Source organism: Mucilaginibacter sp. A3364, from assembly GCF_059690715.1.
Map to the genome: position 1 here is coordinate 660,315 of NZ_JCAWED010000001.1, position 22,520 is coordinate 682,834.

The 22,520-nt window shown below is 43.3% G+C and carries 20 protein-coding genes; 10 read left to right on the forward strand and 10 right to left on the reverse strand.

Annotation, left to right across the window (positions count from 1 at the left end; all coding sequences use genetic code 11):
- Position 1 precedes the first annotated feature (1 nt).
- The 3 genes from AC59JT_RS02795 to AC59JT_RS02805 all read left to right on the forward strand — a co-directional run bounded on the left by AC59JT_RS02795 (position 2) and on the right by AC59JT_RS02805 (position 5,209).
- On the forward strand, positions 2-1,510 hold the full coding sequence (locus AC59JT_RS02795; protein WP_497395911.1) for an NADH-quinone oxidoreductase subunit N: 1,509 nt from the start codon (positions 2-4) through the stop codon (positions 1,508-1,510).
- Positions 1,511-1,772: 262 nt separating this feature from the next.
- Positions 1,773-3,080 carry an ammonium transporter gene (locus tag AC59JT_RS02800; RefSeq protein ID WP_497395913.1) on the forward strand — a complete coding sequence of 436 codons (1,308 nt, stop codon included), beginning with the start codon at positions 1,773-1,775 and terminating at the stop codon, positions 3,078-3,080.
- A 221-nt stretch (positions 3,081-3,301) separates the two neighbouring features.
- Entirely contained in the window at positions 3,302-5,209 is a 1,908-nt protein-coding gene (locus AC59JT_RS02805) for an amidophosphoribosyltransferase (protein ID WP_497395915.1), read from the forward strand.
- A gap of 85 nt (positions 5,210-5,294) precedes the next feature.
- Here AC59JT_RS02805 and AC59JT_RS02810 read toward each other — a convergent pair whose 3' ends face one another.
- Entirely contained in the window at positions 5,295-5,744 is a 450-nt protein-coding gene (locus AC59JT_RS02810) for a DUF1569 domain-containing protein (RefSeq protein ID WP_497395917.1), read from the reverse strand.
- Positions 5,745-5,779: 35 nt separating this feature from the next.
- Positions 5,780-6,433 carry a LysE family translocator gene (locus AC59JT_RS02815; protein WP_497395919.1) on the reverse strand — a complete coding sequence of 218 codons (654 nt, stop codon included), beginning with the start codon at positions 6,431-6,433 and terminating at the stop codon, positions 5,780-5,782.
- A 171-nt stretch (positions 6,434-6,604) separates the two neighbouring features.
- Between AC59JT_RS02815 and AC59JT_RS02820 the strand changes: the two genes are divergently transcribed.
- A complete protein-coding gene (locus AC59JT_RS02820; RefSeq protein WP_497395921.1) occupies positions 6,605-8,086 on the forward strand; it encodes an MFS transporter in 1,482 nt (493 codons plus the stop codon).
- A gap of 92 nt (positions 8,087-8,178) precedes the next feature.
- Positions 8,179-8,640: a deoxycytidylate deaminase gene (locus AC59JT_RS02825; RefSeq protein WP_497395923.1), complete on the forward strand. Its 462-nt coding sequence runs from the start codon at positions 8,179-8,181 to the stop codon at positions 8,638-8,640.
- 299 nt (positions 8,641-8,939) lie between these two features.
- On the opposite strand, the gene cmk is transcribed toward AC59JT_RS02825, so the two are convergent.
- Positions 8,940-9,614, reverse strand: coding sequence for a (d)CMP kinase (cmk, locus tag AC59JT_RS02830; RefSeq protein WP_497395925.1), 675 nt, complete (start codon positions 9,612-9,614; stop codon positions 8,940-8,942).
- A 169-nt stretch (positions 9,615-9,783) separates the two neighbouring features.
- Between cmk and arfB the strand changes: the two genes are divergently transcribed.
- Positions 9,784-10,194, forward strand: coding sequence for an alternative ribosome rescue aminoacyl-tRNA hydrolase ArfB (gene arfB / locus AC59JT_RS02835; RefSeq protein ID WP_497395927.1), 411 nt, complete (start codon positions 9,784-9,786; stop codon positions 10,192-10,194).
- Here arfB and AC59JT_RS02840 read toward each other — a convergent pair.
- Genes AC59JT_RS02840 through lon form a run of 3 tightly spaced genes read right to left on the reverse strand, consistent with a single transcriptional unit; the run spans position 10,191 to position 14,387 of the window.
- Positions 10,191-11,147 (reverse strand): lipid A deacylase LpxR family protein, encoded by a 957-nt coding sequence (locus AC59JT_RS02840; RefSeq protein WP_497395929.1) that lies wholly within the window; start codon positions 11,145-11,147, stop codon positions 10,191-10,193. The genes arfB and AC59JT_RS02840 overlap by 4 nt on opposite strands.
- Positions 11,148-11,202: 55 nt before the next feature.
- Positions 11,203-11,856: a hypothetical protein gene (locus AC59JT_RS02845; RefSeq protein ID WP_497395931.1), complete on the reverse strand. Its 654-nt coding sequence runs from the start codon at positions 11,854-11,856 to the stop codon at positions 11,203-11,205.
- Positions 11,857-11,906: 50 nt separating this feature from the next.
- Positions 11,907-14,387, reverse strand: coding sequence for an endopeptidase La (gene lon / locus AC59JT_RS02850; protein ID WP_497399325.1), 2,481 nt, complete (start codon positions 14,385-14,387; stop codon positions 11,907-11,909).
- Between the two features lie 347 nt (positions 14,388-14,734).
- Between lon and AC59JT_RS02855 the strand changes: the two genes are divergently transcribed.
- Positions 14,735-15,364 (forward strand): tetratricopeptide repeat protein, encoded by a 630-nt coding sequence (locus AC59JT_RS02855; RefSeq protein ID WP_497395933.1) that lies wholly within the window; start codon positions 14,735-14,737, stop codon positions 15,362-15,364.
- On the opposite strand, the gene AC59JT_RS02860 is transcribed toward AC59JT_RS02855, so the two are convergent.
- Together AC59JT_RS02860 and gpmI are read right to left on the reverse strand one after the other, a co-directional pair.
- Complete coding sequence (locus tag AC59JT_RS02860; protein WP_497395934.1) at positions 15,365-15,859, reverse strand: hypothetical protein; 495 nt, start codon at positions 15,857-15,859, stop codon at positions 15,365-15,367.
- Between the two features lie 168 nt (positions 15,860-16,027).
- Positions 16,028-17,551 (reverse strand): 2,3-bisphosphoglycerate-independent phosphoglycerate mutase, encoded by a 1,524-nt coding sequence (gpmI, locus tag AC59JT_RS02865; protein WP_497395936.1) that lies wholly within the window; start codon positions 17,549-17,551, stop codon positions 16,028-16,030.
- Between the two features lie 91 nt (positions 17,552-17,642).
- On the opposite strand from gpmI, the gene AC59JT_RS02870 reads away from it, so the two are divergent.
- On the forward strand, positions 17,643-18,035 hold the full coding sequence (locus AC59JT_RS02870) for a DUF4783 domain-containing protein (RefSeq protein WP_497395938.1): 393 nt from the start codon (positions 17,643-17,645) through the stop codon (positions 18,033-18,035).
- A 182-nt stretch (positions 18,036-18,217) separates the two neighbouring features.
- On the opposite strand, the gene AC59JT_RS02875 is transcribed toward AC59JT_RS02870, so the two are convergent.
- Together AC59JT_RS02875 and AC59JT_RS02880 are read right to left on the reverse strand one after the other, a co-directional pair.
- Positions 18,218-20,377, reverse strand: coding sequence for a TonB-dependent receptor domain-containing protein (locus AC59JT_RS02875; RefSeq protein ID WP_497395940.1), 2,160 nt, complete (start codon positions 20,375-20,377; stop codon positions 18,218-18,220).
- Between the two features lie 126 nt (positions 20,378-20,503).
- Positions 20,504-20,836, reverse strand: coding sequence for a DUF6249 domain-containing protein (locus AC59JT_RS02880; RefSeq protein ID WP_497395942.1), 333 nt, complete (start codon positions 20,834-20,836; stop codon positions 20,504-20,506).
- Positions 20,837-20,971: 135 nt separating this feature from the next.
- Between AC59JT_RS02880 and AC59JT_RS02885 the strand changes: the two genes are divergently transcribed.
- Together AC59JT_RS02885 and AC59JT_RS02890 are read left to right on the forward strand one after the other, a co-directional pair.
- A complete protein-coding gene (locus AC59JT_RS02885; RefSeq protein ID WP_497395944.1) occupies positions 20,972-21,550 on the forward strand; it encodes an RNA polymerase sigma factor in 579 nt (192 codons plus the stop codon).
- Complete coding sequence (locus AC59JT_RS02890; RefSeq protein WP_497395946.1) at positions 21,537-22,019, forward strand: hypothetical protein; 483 nt, start codon at positions 21,537-21,539, stop codon at positions 22,017-22,019. Before AC59JT_RS02885 ends, AC59JT_RS02890 begins: the two co-directional genes overlap by 14 nt.
- Positions 22,020-22,520: the final 501 nt, after the last annotated feature.

Here is a 22,520-nt window from a genome sequence, read left to right on the forward strand (position 1 = left end):
AATGAACGAACTGATACCTTACATACCAACAGAACTTTCGAATATTTTAAAAGATATCCCGTTCTTTTTGCCTGAAATTTACCTGAGCCTGCTTTTTATCGTAGTACTGCTTGCAGACCTGGTAATTGGTAAAAAATCTGAGCAGATATGTAAGGCTGTTGCTTGTGCAGGTTTATTACTGGCAGTATTTAAAGATATCGAGCAATTACCGCTGGTAAAAGACCAGGTTAAGTTTCTGTTTAGCGGGATGTTGTTGCATAATCATACCTCCATCATTTTCAGGGTCATTATTGACTTATCAGCCATCGTGCTGTTGCTATATTATAGCTGGGATAAAAGACTGGCATCGCACAAGAAAGGACTGGCCGATCTGTATTCCATCACCATAGCATCTATTTTAGGGTTGCACTTGATGGTGATGGCTTCCAACTTGCTTTCAATTTATTTAGCGATAGAAATGGTTTCCCTGGCCTCGTATTTGTTGGTGGCTTATCGTACAGAGAACGCTTTAGGCAGCGAAGCCGGTTTAAAATATGTATTGTTCGGTGCTGCTGCCTCGGCAGTAATGTTATATGGTATATCGCTGCTTTATGGCTTCGCCGGATCAACTGACTTGTTTGATGCCGCTTTTGTTGAGAGCCTTAATCATGTTAACCCGGTGGCTTTAACCTTTCCGTTGGTATTGCTGTTAATAGGTATTGGCTTCAAGCTGTCGTTTGTGCCTATCCACTTTTGGGTGCCCGATGTTTATGAAGGCGCGCCAACACCCGTTACCGCTTATTTATCAACGCTGCCTAAAATAGCCGCTTTTGGATTGCTGATTAATTTGCTTACGCCGTTTATCGCTACCACTAATTTTCAATCTTTCGACTTTGGTTTATATCTATCAGTTATAGGTATAATAACCATGATTGCCGGCAACTTTGCCGCCGTAATGCAAAAAAATGTGAAACGTATGCTCGCCTACTCCAGCATAGGGCACACCGGTTTTGCATTAATGGCTATTGTTACGTTTTCAAGTCAGGGTTTAAACGCGCTGGCTTTTTACCTTGCCGTTTATGTTATTGCCAATATTGGCGCGCTTGCCTTAGTAAGTTACTTTACCGACATTACCGGATCTGAAAATGTAGAAAGTTACAAAGGTTTGGGTGCAAAATACCCTGCAGCGTCGGTTTCTTTCATTATTATCCTTATTTCACTCACCGGACTACCTGTTTCTGCCGGTTTTAACGGAAAATTGCTGGTGTTTTCGGCAGTTTATAGTGTCTACCAGCAAAATCATAGTATTTGGCTGATGCTTTTAACAGCTACCGGCGCGCTTACCACAGTGGTGGCATTATTCTATTACATCAAAATCCCACTGTACCTGTTTTTAAAACGTGCCGATGGGGTGCAAGTAGTTCCCGCTTCGCGGAATCTGCTTATTTTAGCTGTAGCAGTAGCTGTTATGCTGCTATTGTTAGGTATATTCCCCAATTACCTGGCTAATTTACTTACCAAACCCTTTTAAATTCTCGCTACGCTTATCAATTTCTAATATCTGGAAAAAATGCGTCAGATAAATTATTTGATTTATCGCATATCATGTTTTCAGCCAATTTTAACATTGTAATATTCTTAATTTTTGGTGTTTTTTGGGTCTGTATTTTTAATATTTCATAAAAACGAAATATTTTATCCAATTTTTTCAATAAAAGTTTAAATAAATTTCACTTATATATGATTTAAATCATAATTTCAGACGTTTTTTAATTTTATTGATCTAAAATTCCATGAAGCGCTATTTTCCATTTTTAGTTATTGTGTTTATTTTGCTGCTAACCTTCCTTTTTCCGTCGGTTGAAGTGCAAAACGGTCCGGACCCGAACTATGACACCGGCGATATTGCCTGGATGTTAATGTCGACGGCCCTGGTATTGATCATGACACCCGGTTTAGCTTTCTTTTATGGTGGTATGGTTAATAAAAAGAACGTAATATCAACCATGCTTCAAAGTGTGGTATGTATGGTTATCATCACCGTAATGTGGGGCATCTTCGGTTTTAGCTTAGCCTTTGGCGATACCATTGGCGGTGTTATTGGTAACCCTTCAACCTTTTTTATGATGAAAGGTATGCTGAGCAATAATATCTGGAAATCGGCTCCAACCATCCCGTTGATCTTGTTTGCCATGTACCAGCTAAAATTCGCTATCATAACCCCGGCGCTTATTACCGGTGCATTTGCAGAGCGTATGCGCTTTAACTCGTACATCATTTTCCTTTGCTTATTCAGCATATTTATATTCTCGCCATTGGCGCACGCCACCTGGCATCCCGATGGTATTATGGCCAAAATGGGCGTGCTTGATTTTGCCGGTGGTACAGTAGTACACATGTCGGCAGGTTGGGCCGCATTGGCATCAGCTTTATATTTAAAGAAACGTAACGAAGCCAGCCACGCGCCGGCCCGCGTTACCTATGTTATTATAGGTACGGGTTTGTTATGGTTTGGTTGGTTTGGTTTTAACGCGGGTTCGGCCTTTGGTGCAAACCACTTAGCGGTTAACGCTTTGGCTACTAGTACTACAGCATCTGCGGCAGCAGGCTTAAGCTGGATATTTTTTGATATGCTTAAAGGCCGTAAACCGTCAGCCATGGGTACCTGTATTGGCGCTGTGGTAGGTTTGGTTGCTATTACACCTGCTGCCGGATTTGTTTCAATACCTCACTCATTGGCTATCGGTATCATATCTGCCGTGGTAAGTAACCTGGTTGTTGAATGGCGTACCCGCACTTCAATTGATGATACGCTTGACGTGTTTCCTTGCCATGGTGTAGGCGGTATGGTGGGTATGTTGTTAACCGGTGTATTTGCGCATCACAACGTTAACGCGGGCAACGTAACCGGTGACGGTTTGTTCTTCGGCGAAACCCACCTGTTCATGGTGCAGTTAGTTGCTATGGTTGCTTCATCTATATTCGCATTCTTCGGTTCGTTATTATTATTGAAAATAACCGACATGATATCTCCGCTGCGCGTATCAAAAGAAGAAGAAGAGATCGGCCTTGACATTAGCCAGCACGGCGAAAGATTATAATAAGCCTCATACTAAAACAATTATAGCAGAGGGTCGGCTTTTCTTAGCCGGCCCTTTTTTTGTTTTTAGATTTGATGATTTAGTGATTTCCCCGATTAATTACTGCTATTATGACATGATTATTTCAACGTTAATTTTGAATGAATATTAATACTATGTAATGACAATCTGTTGGCTAATCTTAGCAATAAAGTATTAACTTTGCGAGCTCATTCCCAATCATGAGCGATCAGATTAAACATGAATGCGGTGTGGCATTTATCCGCCTTTTAAAGCCACTCTCTTATTATCAGCAAAAATACGGCACTGCGCTGTACGGCTTAAACAAGCTCTATCTTTTAATGGAAAAACAACACAACCGGGGCCAGGATGGCGCGGGCGTTGCTACCATTAAACTGGATGTTGCTCCGGGTAAGCGTTACATCAGCAGGCACCGTTCAATGGCCTCAAACGCTGTGGCTGATATCTTCGAATATATCCAGAAAAAATTTGCCGACATCCAGAAAGAAGCCCCTGAGAAGATGGCCGACACCGAATGGTTAAAAGAGCACGTTAGCTTTACCGGCGAGGTTTTATTGGGCCACCTGCGTTATGGTACACACGGAAAAAACAGTATTGAAAGCTGTCACCCATTTCTGCGCCAAAACAACTGGATGACGCGTAACCTGGTTATTGCCGGTAACTTTAACATGACCAATGTTGATGAGTTGTTACAGCAGCTATACGACCTTGGCCAGCACCCCAAAGAAAAAGCCGATACCGTAACCGTACTTGAAAAAATAGGCCACTTTATTGATACCGAAGTACAAGGCTTGTTTGACCAATACAAACGCGAAGGTATTGATGACAATATGCAGATAAGTAAAATGATAGCCAACGATATGGACGTGGCTAAAATTTTGCAAAAATCTGCCCGTAGCTGGGATGGTGGTTACACCATTGCAGGTATACTAGGCCATGGCGATGCGTTTGTAATGCGTGACCCTTCAGGTATCCGCCCGGCATTTTATTATCAAAATGACGAGATCGTGGTAGCCGCTTCTGAGCGCCCGGCAATACAAACTGCATTTAATATACCAATTGAAGAGATAAAGGAAATAAAACCCGGTCATGCTTTAATTGTGAAAAAAGACGGTAAGATAACCGAGGATATGTTCAGCGAGCCGCGCGAGCGCAAAGCTTGTTCGTTTGAGCGTATTTACTTCTCAAGAGGTAGCGATGCTTCTATTTACCGTGAGCGTAAACAGTTGGGCAGATTGCTTTGTAAGCAGATACTGAACGAAGTAAAACACGACGTTAAAAATACCGTATTCTCCTACATACCTAATACTGCCGAAGTTGCTTTTTACGGCATGGTAGAAGGGGTACACAAGTATATTAAACAATACCAACGCGAACGCCTGCTTAATCGTGCTGACAAGATAAGCGAGGAAGAGCTGACCGAAGTACTGGCTATGGCCCCGCGAGTGGAGAAGATTGCCATTAAGGATGTTAAACTACGTACCTTTATCACCCAGGATGCCGACCGCAGCGAGATGGTAGCCCACGTATATGATTCGACCTACGGTTTGATCAAACGTGGTACTGATACCTTGGTTATACTTGATGACTCGATAGTACGTGGCACAACTCTTAAGCAAAGTATATTAAAAATACTGGATCGTTTAGGCCCTAAAAAGATCGTGGTAGTTTCGTCTGCTCCGCAGATACGTTACCCGGATTGCTATGGTATTGACATGTCCCGCATGGGCGAGTTTGTGGCGTTTGAGGCAGCTATCAGCTTGCTGAAAGAGCAAGGTAAGGAGAACATCATCGTTGAAACTTACCAAAAATGTAAAGACAGCGCCAATTTGCCTAAAGAGCAGGTAGTGAACTATGTAAAAGCTATCTACGAGCCATTTACCGATCAGGAAATATCTGACCGCATAGCACAGATCATTACTCCAAAAGAGATCAATTGCGAGGTTGCCGTATTATACCAAACTTTAGATAACCTGCACACAGCCTGCCCTGATCACCTGGGCGACTGGTATTTCTCGGGCGATTTCCCGACACCTGGTGGCAACAAAGTGGTTAACCGCGCTTTTGTTAACTGGGTTGAAGGTAAAAACCAGCGAGCTTATATGTAAGAAATAAAATGAACATCTAGTATTCGATGTTCGGTGTTAAAAATAGAAAGGCGAAAAGTTCTACACTTTTCGCCTTTTGTATTTGTCACGCACTGAATTGCCTCAAATGATGGTCCAGATGCAACCAGTTCAGTTGCGCCCACTCATGGGGCTTCAGCCGGCCAAGGTAAGGGTGCGGATATTTCCTCAAAGCCGTGGGCCCACGTTGTAGTGACGCTTGTATCAGTGCAATAAATTTCTTTTTTTCATCTTCAAAATTCCGTTCGCCGGTTATTAGTGCTTGTTTAAAGGTGGGGATATTACGGTCAAGTTCGGATGCTTTTAGCAAGCGGCGTTTGGCTATCGCGCCAAAAACTACACCTATCCAATGCCGCACATTTTTTGAGTTGCCAAAGGCGATGTTCACAGGTACCTGGCAATGGGCCATCATTTGGGCCGCGTTCATTTTGCCCCACGCAGCAGGGGTATCACGGGTGATGTTGTTAATACGGGCAATCAGCTCGGCATTGTCGTCCGGGTTGAATATGCTTTTCATGGTAGTGATTAGAATTGAAATTATAGAGTGGTATACTAAGCGCCCGGTGCCGAAAATATATAATGGGTAACCAACCTATCCATCAATATCAGCGAAGCGATAATAAGTGCCACACCGGCCAATATATTTAAGTTGTGCACCATTTTTTCAGAGATCCTTGCGCGCAGCTTATTAGCATAAAAAGCCTTGGTAACATCAAGCCCGAACTGAACTATCAGCACAGTTAAAAACATGATGGCAATGTTAAGCGCACGGTTGCCACCGCTTTCGTGATACGTGGTACTAACAGTACCTATAACAGTGATCCAATGAAAAAGTATGGTTGGATTGAAGATGCACATCAAAAAGCCTTTTAAAAAATAGCCTGTGCGTTTTAGTCCGGTAGGGGCGGTATTGTTGAAATTGATATTGGCTTTTTTAAACAGGTAGTAAACACCCACAGCGAATAGAATAATGCTGCCAACCGCGCCTACAATGGTTTTGGTTTGAGGGGTGATATCAAATAATTGCGAGCCGAACAATATGGCACCAACAAAAACTACATCGCTTGAAACCACGCCCAGCGCAAGGTATACGCCCGCCAGGAAACCCCGTTCAATACTGGTTTTTACCAATGCGAAGAACACCGGGCCGGTAAGAAACGTAAGCACTAATCCAATTCCAATTCCCGAAATGACAGCTTCTATCATTTAGTATTTAGCCTTTATAAAAAATTAGAAGAATGCGAATATGCGATTTTTATCTCTTATTCATGTAAACTTAATACTACATATGTATTAATTAAAATAGTATAACAGTATTTCTAAAAAATGGATTATGTTAGTAGTTCAAAAAATAACCAATTCATCAATACATAAAAAATGGAGCAAAATAATTCAAAAAATTACGGCTCGGCGTTGTATACGCTTGTTACCGTATTTTTCTTCTGGGGCTTTGTAGCAGCCAGTAATGATATCTTAATACCTGTTTTTAAAGACAAGCTTCACCTGGAGCAGTGGCAGTCGCAAATGATATCTTTTGCTTATTATGTTGCTTATACAGTAGGTTCAATTATATACGCTTTCATCTCCGGGCGAATTGGGGGCGATATTCTTAACAAAATTGGTTATAAAAACGGTATTGCTTTGGGCCTGATCATATCAGCTTTAGGAACCCTGTTATTTTATCCTGCCGCTGAATCTGCCTCATTTTATATCATGATAACCGGTTTATTTATAGTTGGCCTTGGTTTCTCGTTACAGCAAATTGCCGCAAACGCACTTGCAGTTGCCCTGGGCGATCCTAAGAAAGGTTCGCAACGGTTAAGCCTGGCGGGCGGAGTAAATAATTTTGGTACCACCATAGGCCCGCTGTTGGTTAGTATAGCAATATTTGGTGATGTGGAAGCCAAATCGGCTATTGCCAGTATTACGGCGGTTAAGTTTCCGTACCTGATCTTGGGCGCTTGCTTTTTGCTCGTGGCACTGATATTCAAATTTTCCTCAATCCCAGATAAAATTGAGGTTGCCGAAGAGACTGACACCCTTAGCACCCCTACCGATGTATCTAATGTAACAACTCAGGGAAAGAAAAAGGGCGCGCTAAACTATTTACAGCTTTCGTTAGGTATGATAGCCATATTTGTGTACGTAGGCGTTGAAGTTTCAACAGCAAGTAATTTGCCCGAGTTTATGAGCAAAAAACTGGGTGTTGCTACAGCCAATATTGCGCCTTATGTATCATTATACTGGGCTAGTTTAATGATTGGCCGCTGGACGGCCTCTATAGGTGCCTTTAACGTTAGCGGTGCAATGCAAAAAGTACTGAACGTTATAGTACCATACGTAGCCTTTGCCGTGTTTTTGGCAGTAAGCAAACTGGCCAAGCATGATATTACACCATTTTATATTTACGGTTTTGTAATTATTGCTATGATAGTGGGCGATATGCTAAGTAAGGGCAATCCTGCCAGGCAGTTGCTTATATTTTCGACAATGGCAATTATTGCTTTGTTTATAGGTATGTTAACATCCGGCATGATCAGTGCTTACGCGTTTATCAGCGTGGGTTTGTTCTGTTCAACATTATGGCCATGTATTTACACGTTGGCGGTTTCGGGCTTGGGTAAACACGCAAACCAGGGTTCGGGTTATTTGATCATGATGATCATGGGTGGTGGTTTCATCAGTTTGCTGCAAGGTTTTGTTGCTAACGACGCTTACCTGGGCATACAATGGTCATACCTGGTTGGTGTAGCTTGTTTTGCGTACCTGGCGTTTTATGCTATTAAGGCAAAAAGCGTACTTAAAGCACAAGGTATTGATTTTGACAACGTGGTAGTAGCCAAAGGCGGAGGACATTAATTTAGTGATTGGAGATTAGTGATTAAAGATTAGTTGATTTTTTGGCTAACCTTTAATCACTAATCTCTAATCTCCAAATACCAATCTCTAATATGAAACCATCCTTCGATACCATATTCATGAAGCTGGCTACCGATCTGGCCCTGCGTTCGCATTGCGTAAAGGCGCATGTGGGGGCTGTTTTGGTGCGCGATACCCGGATCATTTCTATCGGTTATAACGGTCCGCCGGCGGGTACGCATAACTGTGATGAAGAATGGCCCGAAACAGGCTGCGCACGCGACTCAAAAGGCAGCTGCTCACTTGCACTCCACGCCGAGGAGAACGCTATCCTGTACGCCGTTAAAAGCGGTGCTAAGCTGGAAGGAGCTACTTTATATACAACACTTTCACCATGTATCGCCTGCGCCAGGCTTATTTTTTCGGCAGGGATAAAGCAGGTTTACTTCAATAAATCATATGCCCAATACAAAGGTATCCCTAGCGATGAGGGGGTTGATTTCCTGAATAAGTTTGGGGTGCCTACTGTGAAGCTGGAGGAGGAGGTAGTTTGAAATGGGGCTTGGCAGTTACTTTCTACGGTTTTTAGGGGTAATTGTTCTTTACCCGTTTGACCTAATACGTTCTGTAGTTACAGGTAAGAAAATCAAGTCAATTGCTTACATATGGAGCGATAGGCACCATGAGTACTACTATGCATCTGACGACTTACTGCAAAAAATGATAGGGGCTGGGTTGATCATACTATGGGCAGTAGTCATGCATTTTTTTCCATCGATTTTCTATTAGCGGGCGATGCAATCGCTAACCCATATTAAGCACTCGTTGCAAACGAGCGCAAGTTTCCTCTTTTTTACACGATCAACGGCTTCACCAAATCCAGCGCAAACTCTAACTGCTGCTCCTGCGTAAGCGAAGTGTTATCCAGTATAATTGCATCTTCCGCACGGGTTAACGGGCTTTCCTTGCGGGTTGTATCAGCGTAATCGCGGTGGGCAAGACTTTCAAATACTTCTTCCAGGGTAATATTAGGGTTGGCGGGTAAAAGTTCCTTATGGCGGCGCTCTGCACGTATTTTAGGGTCGGCGGTCATAAATAGTTTAACATCAGCGTGGGGGAATACTACCGTGCCAATATCGCGGCCGTCCATCACCACGCTTTTTGATTTGCCCATGCGTTGCTGCTGGCGCACCATTTCTACACGTACATCATGCAGGGCGGCTACGGCGCTTACTTTGTCGGCCACGTGCATCTGGCGGATCTCTTCAGATACGTCCTCGTCGTTCAGTATAATATGGGTTTGGTAATCGCGCGAGTGGAAATTAAGGTGGATATGATCTAATGCTTCGGTAACCTGTTTAGGGTCGTTCACATCCACATTATTGCGCAAAAAATAGAGAGTAACTGCGCGATACATGGCACCGCTATCAGCATAAATAAAATGAAGTTTTTTTGCCAGGGCCTTAGCCAGGGTACTTTTACCGCATGATGAATAGCCATCAATAGCTACTACTATGTTTTTGCTCATATGGGCAAATTTACGAAATATAGTGAGTGGTTGAGTGGGCGAGAGGTTAATTGAGTTTATTTTTTTGTTAAGTGAATAAGCGAGTTAATGGGTGTTAACCGGTTAGTTTTTATTTGTTTAATAACTACTCACGCAGTCAACCCAATCAACCATTCATTATCTTCGCCTCATGAATTTTTCTAAAGCCGATCTGCAAAAAGAAGTAACGTATAAAACATCGCGCAGCGGCGGCGCGGGCGGGCAAAATGTAAATAAGGTATCAAGCAAGGTAGAGGTGTTGTTTGATATTAATAACTCGGCTTTGTTTACTGATGAGGAGAAGGCTTTATTAACTGAAAAACTTCAGCCGCGCTTTAACCGCGATGGATTGGTGCAGGTAATTTGCGATGAAGAACGCAGCCAGTACCTTAACAAAGAAAAAGCGATAGAACGCCTTTGTAACCTGTTGGTGCGCTCGTTACAGAAGCCCAAAGTACGTAAGCCAACTAAAATTAGCCGTGCCGCTAAAGCCGCCCGATTGGACAACAAAAAGCAGCAATCAGCCAAAAAAGAAAATCGCCGTAAAAACTTTGATGTTTAGTTAAAGCGGTACAAGGCAGTTATCGCGCCCCACGAATGCGAAGCGTGGATCATGCCTTTAACGTCGCGGCTGCGGAAATTGGCCGCAATATCAAACACAAAACGGTTTGTTGTAAATGCTACGCCCAGTTTGTTGGTGAAAACGGCACGCTCAATAGGGCGGGTAACTTCCATGCTGCCTGTGACTTCTTTCTTACCTAAGCCGCCTTGTATGGTAGCATCATAGGCCACATAGTTAAACTGCGGCTTATAGTAAAAAAATATTTCGTGCTTATCAGACGCGGCCGCAGCAGGTTGTGCAATGGCACTACTTTGTGTAGCTACCGAGTTAAACAACTGGTTAAAAGTACCCAACCTAAACAACGGGCCTATGCCTGCACCGTTAAAACCGGTACCCAGGTTAGCATATCCGGCGCCGCTTATATCAAAATTAGTAGTACGGAATAAAAGGCGGTTGTACTCGGCGCTTAGGTTAAGTTGTGTGGCATTTTGTATCTGGTATTCCCAGGCAGTAGGCTCATAAAAGCCAAAATTATCATGTACCCATCTTTGCACCTGTTCGGCTTTTGATGCCGGGCCAATTACCCCAACCTGGGCGCTTAGTTTAAGGTTGCTTTCGTTTTTGTATAGTAAGTTTAAATTAACGCCTGCATAAAGGTAGCCTGCTAATGGCCTGTCTATATAAAACTCGTTTGGCACGTTGCCGGCCTGCGGGTTAAATATTTTTTGTCCTATCTCAAATCCTAATATTTTATTGGCTAATGCAGTATTGTTATTGGTTTTTAGTGCCTGGCGGAAGTACAGGTATATACCATCGGTATAATACCTGTCTGATCCTTGTAGCATGTACGAATCATTGTCGGTTTGCAGGCCTGCTTCGGTACGGTGTTGCGCCAGCGCATTGATCGTTATGGCTGTAAGGATCAACTGCAGTAAAAATATTTTAATCTTCATGTCAAAAATTGGTCTGCAAAAATAACAAAAGCTTTCATTGCCAGGTGCTTTGTTGTTATTTAGTTTTTTCGGCAACAGGTTTTGCAACCTTCGGCTTTTTAGCTTTGAAAGTATATCCCACACTTAAGCCTGCTGTTGGCACAAAAAATATGGCGGTGTACAATACGTCGGCGTTAACCCGTACGCTAACGCCGCCTTTTAAGGGTTGATAGCGGTAGCCGACAGTTAAAGTATTAATAAATTTAAACTGATTGCCTGATTTTGCAAATGGAAACAGATCATTTGATGACCTGCCACCACCATTATACATTGCCAAGGTGGTACCGGCACCAAATTCGGCAAAATGACTTTTTTTACCTAGTAGGTAGTTGATCTGCAGTGGCAACATAAAATACTTTTGGACGGAAGGCCCATAGGGCACCTCTTCGGGAGCAAGGTAGAAGCTAATCGAGGTATTTTGAAAATATCCCGCGCCAATGCGGAATCCCCAGCCATCCCTGCGTTTATTAAAGCGCGTATCGTAATTCAAACTCAGCAGCCAACTGGCGCCGGCTACTTCAGCATAAATGCCTTCGGCACGAATTTTTTTCAGCGAATCGATCTTTGCCTTAGCAGATGCGCTGTCAGTGTTCAGCGTTTGGGCTTGTGTAGTGTTGATCCCGGCCTGTATAAAACATACCAAAGCCAATTTTAAATAAATAAATTTCATAAGGTTTAAATATGTCCGAAAGATATTTATTTAAAACTGAAACCGTGTGTTTAATTAGCATCCGTTTTAGCAACATCCACTTTGATAGTCAAATCAATCGGATTGCTCACCTGCTCGTTTAACAAAGCCAGATTAATTACTTCGCGCATTTCGGTTACATAATGGAAACGAAGGTCGGTTATATAGCTTTCTTTTATTTCCAGGATATCTTTCTGGTTTGATTTACAAAGGATGATATCCTTAATGTTTGCACGTTTGGCAGCCAGTATTTTTTCTTTAATACCACCAACAGGCAACACACGGCCACGCAGGGTTATTTCGCCCGTCATAGCCAAATGAGGTTTCACTTTACGTTGTGTAAATGCCGAAGTAAGCGCGGTAAGCATAGTGATACCAGCCGATGGGCCGTCCTTAGGTGTAGCGCCTGCGGGTACGTGTACGTGTATATCCCATTGGTCAAACAGTTTTTGGTCTATATTAAAATCTTTGGCGTGCGCGCGCAGGTAGGCTAACGCTATAGTGGCCGATTCCTTCATCACATCGCCCAAACTACCCGTTAAGGTTACGCGGCCTTTACCAGGGCTTAAGCTGGCTTCTATAAACAAAATATCGCCACCTACCGATGTCCAGGCCAGGCCTGTTACTACGCCGGCAACATCATTATTTTCGTATTGGTCTTTATCAAAAATAGGGGCACCCAGTATTTTCTCAATGTCCTTTTTGCTCACGGTGGTGTTGTACTCTTCTTCCATGGCAATGTTTTTAGCTATGCCACGTACTACCGAGCCTATCTTTTTCTCCAAACCACGCACACCCGATTCACGGGTATAATCTTCGATCACTTTTTCAAGTACATCCGGCTTCAACGTAATATCCTTAGGTTTTACGCCATGGGCCTCGCGTTGTTTAGGCAAAAGGTGTTGTTTGGCTATCTCAATTTTTTCTTCAATGGTGTAGCCGTTCACCTCAATAATTTCCATCCTATCTAGCAAGGCGGGCTGTATGCTGCTCAATGAGTTTGCTGTCGCGATGAACATTACGTTTGACAGGTCGAAATCCATCTCCACATAATGATCATAAAAACTATTGTTCTGTTCCGGATCCAAAACCTCCAGCAAAGCCGATGACGGATCGCCGCGATGATCGCTGCCTACTTTATCTATCTCATCCAAAATAAACACCGGGTTAGCTGCACCCGCTTTTTTGATGGATTGGATAACACGACCCGGCATTGCGCCAATGTAAGTTTTACGGTGACCGCGGATCTCGGCCTCGTCCCTGATACCACCCAAAGCCATACGCACGTATTTACGGCCCAAAGCTTTAGCTATTGATTTACCCAACGAAGTTTTACCCACTCCCGGAGGGCCAACCAAACAAAGGATAGGAGCCTTCATATCATGTTTCAACTTCAGCACCGCTAAATACTCAATAATGCGGCGCTTAACCTTGTCCAAACCAAAGTGGTCCTTATCCAACACTTTTTGGGCGCGTTTAAGGTCGAAGTTATCTTTGGTGAACTCGTTCCAAGGCAGATCAAGCAATAACTCCAGGTAATTTATCTGTATCGAGTAATCTGCCGCGGCAGGGTTAATGCGGGCCAGTTTTTCTAATTCTTTATCAAAATGAGTTTTAACCTCAACGCCCCATTTCTTTTTGGTAGCACGCTGGCGCAGGTTCTCTATTTCCAGGTCGGGCGTATTGCCGCCCAGTTCTTCCTGTATGGTTTTTAATTGCTGGTTGAGGAAGTAGTCGCGCTGCTGTTTATCCAAATCAACACGTACACGGCTTTGAATCTGGTTTTTCAGTTCAAGCAACTGCAGTTCGGTAGTTAAATGGCCCAGCACCAGGTTAGCCATATCGCGGCGGTTGATAACCTCAAGCAATTTTTGCTTGGCAGCCATATCGGCATTCATGTTTGACGAAATAAAGTTCATCAAAAACGATGTGCTTTCAATATTGCGGATAGCAATACCGGCTTCGCTCGGGATGTTTGGCGATAGCTGGATAATGTTCATAGCCATGTCTTTGATAGACGATATCATGGCTTTAAACTCTTTATCTTCTTTGATCTTCGCCTCGCGTTTAAAAGGCTCGATAGTAGCTTTCAGGTATGGCTCTGATTGTACTTCCTCTTTCAGGAAAAAACGTTTTTTGCCTTGCAGGATAACCGTTGTGTTACCATCAGGCATTTGCAGCATTTTGATAATAAGGGCTACGGTACCCACTTTATTTAATTCGTTAAAAGTAGGGTCCTCAACAGCTACATCTTTTTGCGATACAACACCTATCATGCGGCTGCCTTTGTTGGCATCGCGAATTAATTTGATGGATTTATCACGGCCAACGGTAATAGGTATAACTACGCCGGGGAATAATACGGTATTGCGCAAAGGCAAAATAGGCAGTATCTCGGGCACTTCTTCGGCATTCATCTCCTCTTCATCTTCTGACGACATCAGCGGGAAGAATTCCGATTCTTCATTTATTACGGGTAAAGTATTCTTAAAATCAAACGGATCGAAGCTCATCAAGTATTCTTTATAAGTATAAAACGTCACATTGTCAGGCCAATCCAAATAATCAGGCTTAAATGCAGACAAAACAGTAAATACTGTTTAGTGTACGGTATGTTTCAATAGCTATGCCAATATAAGTTAGCTAACTTTTTGGCTGCTTATTGTTTTGATATTGGGCGAATTACAAATTTAAGTATAGTTTGCAAAAGCCGGCTTTTAATGTGCGGATATGAAAAAAAGTCATGCGCAATACAAAGTTAAGTTTTTTGAGAAGTTAAATTTTTTAATAATTTGCAGGCCGCATACAATATTTTAACGTGTTGATAGTTTATGGTATGTAACGCAGCAATTGATTATAAATGAGACTACCGGTAATTGTTTCTTTCCTGTTCTTCTCTTCAATTGAGAGTGCATCGTCTCAAAATGCCTATTTTAAATTAGGGCAGCAGGCGTGGATCGACGGTAATTTCCGTACAGCCATCACTCAACTGGAAAAAGGTTGCCTGATAGATTCAAGCAATGCCAACGCATTGTACATGTTGGGTTACTCATATTATCATAGCAACAACTACAGCAAATCAATAGTAGCGTTTACCAGGCAACTGGCTGTAACACCTACCGATGGCGCTGCCTACTACTATCGTGCCCGTGCCCGTGCCCGCTTAGGTAAAGAAAGTTTGCTGGCTGCCGAGAAAGAGAAACACTTGATAGGCGCCATTTACGATTTTACCAAAGCGATAACCGTTAGCCCTAATGATGCTAAAATTGCCAGCTTTTATCAAAATCGAGCCATCGCTTATCGCGATTATGGTGCGTTTAAACTGGATGCTGCCGGTAAAGGTTATGATAAAGACCGCGGCATAAGCGCCCTGAAAGCCGAAATTGCCGACCTGAAAAAAATATTAGAGAATGATCCCGGCCGCAATGATATCTCCGTTTTGCTTGACGCGGCCAAAGAAAAACTAGGTACCGTTTCGGGACATCACTAGTTAAAACAATCCGGTTATTTTATATTGATTGGTGCCCAGCAGGCGCACATGTTGTAATTTGGATATAACATACGCCGAATCGGGGAAATAGCTTAGCTTTTCGGTAGTTTGATACAGCATGTTTTTGGTTTGGTTGTATACCAGGATCCACTTTACCTTGTTATTGGGTTTGTTAACGATTATTTCGCGGGTTTTTAGCTCCGGGTCTTTGGCTTCATAAATAATTATGTCACCGTTATCTGTCACCTTATAACTTTCGCGCCAGGCAGGTTTATTAATGTCTGATGCGGTGAATAAGCTTAACTCATTTTCCCAATTATTAATGCTTACCTGTTTGCTTTCTTTAGCCTTGTTGTGTTCAACTATTTTGGTAAGGGTTTGGGCCTTTTTTAGCTTAGCGGCTTCGGTTTTAAAGTAACCTTTTAAGTCGAAGTATTTGAGTTTGGTTCCCTCGTCAATATGCTCGGGTTTACAGGATGGGAGAATCACTATCAAAATGACGAAAAAGAGGATTGTGCGCAGTCCAAACTCCCCTCTTGAGAGGGGGCGCGACGGCCGGTGCGGCTGCAGGGGTGTGTTATACGCCATATATTTCTTTTCGTTATAAAACAAAGGACACACTGATAACGTGTGCCCTTTGCTTTTGTATTTTATAATTGGCTGTTACACCAACACATTCCCACTCATTTCTGCCGGTATGGCAACGCCTAATATCTTTAAAATAGTAGGGGCAATGTCGCCTAGTTTACCATCTTTAACGCTGGTTACACCATTATCAATCACAATACAAGGTACCAGGTTAGTGGTATGCGCCGTGTTTGGTGAGCCATCTTCATTGATCATATAATCAGCATTACCGTGATCAGCCAGGATGATGAACGAATAGCCGTTTGCAATGCCTTGCTCAACTACGGCCTGTGTGCAGGCATCGGCAGTTTCGGCAGCTTTAACAACGGCTTCGAAAACACCGGTGTGGCCCACCATGTCGGTATTGGCAAAGTTAAGCACGATCAGGTCTGCCCAGCGGCTTTGCAGCTCCGGAATGATAGCGTCACGAATACCGGCTGCGCTCATTTCAGGCATCAGGTCATAAGTAGCAACTTTTGGCGATGGCACCATCAGGCGCTTCTCGTTATCAAATTCTTTTTCGCGGCCGCCCGAGAAGAAGAACGTTACGTGTGGATATTTCTCGGTTTCGGCAATACGTATCTGGTTTTTACCGGCATCCTGGATAATTTCGCCCAGGGTTTTGGTAAGGTCGTCTTTTGTAAAAATCACTTCCACGCCTACAAAAGTTTCATCATAGGTGGTCATGGTAACATATTTTATGTTCAGCGGGTGCAAATTATACTCAGGGAATGCTTTTTGTGTAAGCGCCAAAGATATTTCGCGGCCGCGGTCTGTACGGAAATTGAAGCAGATCACTACATCGCCATCTTTTATCACTGCCACAGGCTCACCTTCGCCATTGGTTTTAACAATGGGTTCTATAAACTCATCAGTAACATCTTTTAAGTACGATTCTTTGATGCTTTGGGTGATGCTATCGGTAGCCTGGCCAATGCCATGTACCATTACATCATAAGCTTTTTTAACACGCTCCCAGCGGTTATCACGGTCCATAGCGAAGTAGCGACCAATGGCCGATGCCAGTTGCACTTTAGTGCCCGCGATGTGCTCCTCAACCTCGGTAATAAAACCTAAGCCCGATTTTGGGTCGGTATCACGGCCATCTAAAAAGGCGTGTATAAATACCTGGTCCAGGTCAAAAGCTCCGGCAACATCGCACAGTCCTTTTAAGTGTTTTATGTGTGAGTGCACACCACCGTCTGACACCAAACCGATGAAGTGTACCGCTTTGTTATTGTGTTTAGCGTAGTTAAGCGCGTTTTGTATGGTTGGGTTGCTCACCAGTTCGTTATCATCAACCGCTTTGTTAATGCGGCCCAGCTCCTGGTACACAGTACGGCCTGCACCCAGGTTCATGTGGCCAACTTCCGAGTTGCCCATTTGCCCGTCAGGTAAACCTACCGCCATGCCCGAAGCTTCCAGCTTTGAGTTTGGGTAGTTAGCGATAAGCGAATCAAAAAAAGGTGTTTTAGCCGCTATAATGGCATTCGACTGGTCGTTACGGCCGTAACCCCAGCCATCCAGTATAATTAGTGCGAGTTTCTTGTTGTTTTCCACATTGCAAATATAAAATAAGGGTAGTATAGATTATAATTTATGCCCATGCTATTTCGTTAATACTTATCTTTACTTTATTAATAGCCAATTTATGAAGCTCATCTACCTGCCAATATTTGCTTTATTAATGCTGTTTAATCCTACAGCTGCCGATCAGATCGATAAAGTTGCCGAACTCCTGGGTAAAGGTAACGCCCCGGAACTGGCCAAAATGTTTGCCGCCAATATTGACGTACGCGTTGGTACCGAAGAAGATACCTACAGTAAGGCCCAGGCCCAGATCATCATCGAAAAATTCTTTGCCCAAAACAAACCATCAGCTGTAAAAATACTGCACCGGGTAAACTCCAGCGCCAACTATCGCTTCGCGGTTGTGTTGTTGAATACGGATAAAGGCCCTTATCGTGTGGCTTTTAACCTAAAAGGCGATGCCGCCAACATGCAGTTGATAGAGTTACGGATTGAGCCGGATAAAGGAAAATAGTGATTGGTGACTAGTTAATTAGAGATTAGTCATTTTACTCAAAAATAAAAACCCTCCTCCGCCAAGGCGAAGAGAGGGCTAAACCAACGAAGCTACCGATTTATGGAGTTGGGTTAGCAGCGCTTCGCATTAATAACACACACCCAACTAGTCTCTAATTACAAATCAACTAATCACTAACACTACCTCGCCCCATCATCATTATTTATCCCCCGCCTGGCTTTTTTGATATTCTCTTTCAGCCTGCCAAAGTTGTAGTTTAAGCTGGCGTTAAAGCCTCTGAAATATTGCTGGTTGCTTACTACCTGGTTAAAATACTTGCCCGAAGTAGTGGTTACATTGTCCCGGTACTCGGTAAATGGGTTACGCACGGATGCGGAGAACGATAACTTATTTTTGATCAGCTGCTTACTCACGTTAAAGGCCGTGCTGGCAAAACCATTTGTTGATCCTTGTATGCCTGTAGGGTTTCGCCCGGTAATATCCACACTAAAACCTAAGCGCCAGCCATCCTCAAAATTATAGCCGGTTGATGTTGACATGCCGAAGTTGAAAAACTTATTGGTTTTCATTTCACCATCCACCTGGCCATCCATTTCAAAGTAAACCATGTTGATGTTATTGCTGATGTTCCATTTATTGGTGATAGGATAGCTGAAATTGATATTGCTGCCTATGCCTATAATTTTGCCCGCGTTTTTAAAAGTGGTGTAGGAAATGTTAGTGACCGGATCAAGCGTGGTTACAGGCACATCAAAGCCGCTGGCGAAATCATAATAAACCGATACGTTAAGGTTTGCTTTACGCGATAGGTTGAAACCTAAACGTATATCATTGATAACCGAAGCCTGCAAATCCGGGTTACCGCTTGACAGGAAGTTAGGGTTCGACCTATCAACATACGGGTTCAGTTTGTTTATCCCCGGGCGTTTAATCCGCTGACTAAAACCCGCGTTTAAGCTGGTGTTATTCTTCATCGGCAGGTTAAGCGCTACGGATGGCAGCACATTCAGGTAGTTTTGATGTACGTTGGTGGTGGTGCTTATAAAGTCAACATCCATGGTGGTTTGCTCAATGCGTACTCCGGCTTTAACTTCCAGCTTTTTGAACAGTAAAAACTGCCATGTGTTGTAACCTGCTAAAATATTCTGCCTGCTGTTAAATTGGTTTGATAAGGCGCCGTTACGTTCAAACAGTCCGCTTATAGCATTGTATTGGTCAAACTCAAAATCGGCGTTGTTTTTACGGGTGATGCCTTTTAAGCCGGCTTCTACCAATACCTTTTTTACTTGTTGTACATAGTCAACCTGCGCGGTGTGTTCGTTGGCGTAGGTGTTATTGTATTGGTTATAGTTTGGCTGGCTGTAATTTACCCGGTTATTGAAGGCGATGTTTCCCCCGCTGCCATTGTCATATCCCCAATAACGGTAAGAGAAAGTAAGTAAGCGGGTTTTGCTGTTTTTAAAACCGCGTTGGTAGTTTAATGATGCATCGAAACCATCGCCCTGGCTGTTGTTGCTATTGTTAACCATATAAGCCTCGGCAGCCCCTACGGTTTTGTTAAGTGATGAATTTTGAAAGCTGCTGCCACCATTACGGTTGCCGTTTAGGTTTACCTGGCCCGATATCAAGTTAAGCGCATCTATCTCGTAACTCAGGTCGGTACCTATGTAGCCACTTTTGTTGCCGGATGTGGTATTGCCATTTTGTAATAATACACTTGGGTTGGGCCCAATGTTTTCCAACTTTGTATAGGTTGAAGTAACCGGGTTGTCATTCTTGTTCGCCCCACCAAAAACCGAGGCGCCAAATTTACCGGCTTTAATGGTTAATGTTGTGCCTGCACCTATGCCTAAAGGCTGGCGTACGTTGGCATTAAGCGTTCCATTATAACCGTCGGCTATTTTTTTAATGGTGATGATATTGATCACGCCGCCCAAACCTTCTGCGTCAAAGCGGGCGGGCGGGGTAGTGTAAACCTCAATGCGCTGTATGGTTGATGCCGGTATACTGCGCAATACATTTTTCAGATCGCGCTCCAGCATGCTTGATGGTTTGCCGTTTAACAGTATTTTAAAACTGGCATTGCCTTTCAGCAAAACATTTTGGTCGGCGTCCAGGGTTACAAAGGGTAGCTTGCGCATCATTTCCAGCACGTTGCTCACTTTGCTTTCCGGGTCGGCTTGCAGGTCGTAGGTTATACGATCAACCTCTTGTTTAATAATGTTTTTGGTGCCTTTTATGGCAACCTCTTTCAGCGTTTTTTCCTGCGCCAAAAGTTGCGATGTAGCTGTGGTAAGCAACAGGCCGAGGCTTATTTTGATTAAAGTGTTTAGTTTCATATTTATAAATTTTCAGGCAATAAAAAGCCTGCAAGCTGCCAAACGGCACTTGTGATTTTTAAGTGATCAATTTGTTGCTGATGCCTCCCCCTAACAGAAAACAGGGGAAGGGTTAAAATTTAAAGCTTATGATTGCAGCTTTCTGGTGATGAGGAAATTTACTATTAAGCTAATACCGCCAAACAGGAATATCATTGATATGTAGCCAATACCTTCGGGTAGGCCGTTTGTTTCTAACACCCATCCCACTAAAAAGCCTATGGCTATTCCCACTAAAAACATCCCGTATTTAAGGGTGATTAAACCGTAGTTGGTAACGGGGAACGGGTTGGTGCTTAGGTTTTTCTCTAAAATGGTCATACGCTCGCGGTGGCGTGTCATTAAGTAAACATATACCATACCGAACACGGCGGCAAACAGGGTAATGGATACTATGGCGTCTCTGGTAACTTCTTGCATGATTTCTATTTTTTAAAATGTTCTTATTTCTAATTGCTTACCCCATATGACAGGAAACAGCACCATCCGGATACAAAATAATTAAAATTTATTTTTTGTAACCGCCTCTTCGTAAATTCACTCTTATAGGCACACATGGAGCTTGCAAACGACAGGTATTACTTAGACAAGATAGCCAATGGCGATCCATCTGCCTATGCGCACCTGGTTAACCGCTACAAGGATATGGTATATGGTATTGCCATTAAAATACTGCGTAACCACGAGGATGCGCAGGACCTAGCGCAGGAATGCTTTGTAAAAGCCTACCAGTTGTTGCACCAGTTTGAAGGCAAAGCAAAATTTTCGACCTGGTTATATACCATAACCTATCGCGCCGCGGTAACCAAACTAAAAGAGCGCCGGCTGGAAACCATAACCCTGGGCGATGATACCGACGAAATAGCCGGCGACCTGCCCAACCAGTTTGAGCAACTGCAAAGTAAGCAGGTACAGCAACAGGTAAAAGCCGCTATAAATAAACTACCCGAAACTGATGCCCTGCTGGTTACTTTATACTATATAAACGATTTGCCGATAAAAGAGATCGAGGAAATAACAGGCCTGTCAAAACCCAACGTGAAAATTAAACTTTACAGGGCACGTAAGGTATTGGAGCGCGACCTGGCGTTTTTGTTGGATAAAGAAAAGAACGTGAGCAATGAAAAAGACTAAAGACGAGCAATTTAAAAACATCATAAAACTGGCGGCTGAAGAAAATGCTTTGCCGGCTGATTTTACCCAATCGGTTATGCAAACCATCGAAACCGATGCAGCGTGCGAACATGCTTTGAAAGAGGTTTTGCAACTTCATCCGGCTGAAGGCCCGGCTATGGATTTTACAGCCAATATTATGGCGCAGATCAATGCTCAGCCAGCAGCACTAAGGGTTTTCAAACCTATCATTACCCGCAACGCTTGGTACGGCATAGCTGCGGCTGTGGCTTTTTTTGTGGCGATGTTGTTGTTTACCAGTCCGTCAGGAAATACAGCGGGTGATTCTGGTATGGTGGGTTCTGCTATTCAGTATGTTACTGGTATTCCTAATGTATATATGTTAGCTTTTGTGGCGATGGTAGTGTTGGTGTTGGTGGATTATTTTATTACCGATCGGTCTGAGAAAACTGAACTTTCGCAGGCATAGCGGGAGTACGTGAGCAGACTTACGAAGTTTTAAAAACTTCGTAAGTCTAATTCAGACGGCTGTCACCCTGAGCCCCGTCGAAGGGTGTGCGTAAAGGCCTTTGCCTTCATGCTTCGACGGAGCTCAGCATGACACCCCCACGCCCTCGCGTTAGGGATAGGAGCGGATACCGGGCCCCACAGCTGTGGGGACGCTTAAGGCCTGCAGGCGTATGAGCGCATAGCCCGGCCCGCAGGGAACGCCATTATAATGGTACTTCGTTTTAATATCGAACATCGAATGCTGAATATCGAATAATGAAGGTTTGATTTATCTTTTTACACTACTTCAATATCTTATCAATTTATATTATTTAGATAGTTTTATAAAATCTCCTCCCTATTCTATCTTCAAAATCTGTCCACTTATATCACTTCGATATTCGATATTCAGTATTCGATGTTCGATATTTTATAAAATTTCCCACTACTTTGTAGCGAACCTCCTCCTTCCATCGTTATA

Coding starts and splice junctions, on each gene's coding strand:
- AC59JT_RS02795 (WP_497395911.1), top strand. CDS start 2: ATGAACGAACTGATACCTTACATACCAACAGAACTTTCGAATATTTTA.
- AC59JT_RS02885 (WP_497395944.1), top strand. CDS start 20,972: ATGGAGCTTGCAAACGACAGGTATTACTTAGACAAGATAGCCAATGGC.
- AC59JT_RS02880 (WP_497395942.1), bottom strand. CDS start 20,836: ATGCAAGAAGTTACCAGAGACGCCATAGTATCCATTACCCTGTTTGCC.
- AC59JT_RS02855 (WP_497395933.1), top strand. CDS start 14,735: ATGAGACTACCGGTAATTGTTTCTTTCCTGTTCTTCTCTTCAATTGAG.
- AC59JT_RS02870 (WP_497395938.1), top strand. CDS start 17,643: ATGAAGCTCATCTACCTGCCAATATTTGCTTTATTAATGCTGTTTAAT.
- AC59JT_RS02845 (WP_497395931.1), bottom strand. CDS start 11,856: ATGAAATTTATTTATTTAAAATTGGCTTTGGTATGTTTTATACAGGCC.
- AC59JT_RS02875 (WP_497395940.1), bottom strand. CDS start 20,377: ATGAAACTAAACACTTTAATCAAAATAAGCCTCGGCCTGTTGCTTACC.
- AC59JT_RS02815 (WP_497395919.1), bottom strand. CDS start 6,433: ATGATAGAAGCTGTCATTTCGGGAATTGGAATTGGATTAGTGCTTACG.
- AC59JT_RS02800 (WP_497395913.1), top strand. CDS start 1,773: ATGAAGCGCTATTTTCCATTTTTAGTTATTGTGTTTATTTTGCTGCTA.
- cmk (WP_497395925.1), bottom strand. CDS start 9,614: ATGAGCAAAAACATAGTAGTAGCTATTGATGGCTATTCATCATGCGGT.
- AC59JT_RS02890 (WP_497395946.1), top strand. CDS start 21,537: ATGAAAAAGACTAAAGACGAGCAATTTAAAAACATCATAAAACTGGCG.
- AC59JT_RS02840 (WP_497395929.1), bottom strand. CDS start 11,147: ATGAAGATTAAAATATTTTTACTGCAGTTGATCCTTACAGCCATAACG.
- arfB (WP_497395927.1), top strand. CDS start 9,784: ATGAATTTTTCTAAAGCCGATCTGCAAAAAGAAGTAACGTATAAAACA.
- AC59JT_RS02810 (WP_497395917.1), bottom strand. CDS start 5,744: ATGAAAAGCATATTCAACCCGGACGACAATGCCGAGCTGATTGCCCGT.
- AC59JT_RS02820 (WP_497395921.1), top strand. CDS start 6,605: ATGGAGCAAAATAATTCAAAAAATTACGGCTCGGCGTTGTATACGCTT.
- AC59JT_RS02825 (WP_497395923.1), top strand. CDS start 8,179: ATGAAACCATCCTTCGATACCATATTCATGAAGCTGGCTACCGATCTG.
- lon (WP_497399325.1), bottom strand. CDS start 14,387: ATGAGCTTCGATCCGTTTGATTTTAAGAATACTTTACCCGTAATAAAT.
- AC59JT_RS02805 (WP_497395915.1), top strand. CDS start 3,302: ATGAGCGATCAGATTAAACATGAATGCGGTGTGGCATTTATCCGCCTT.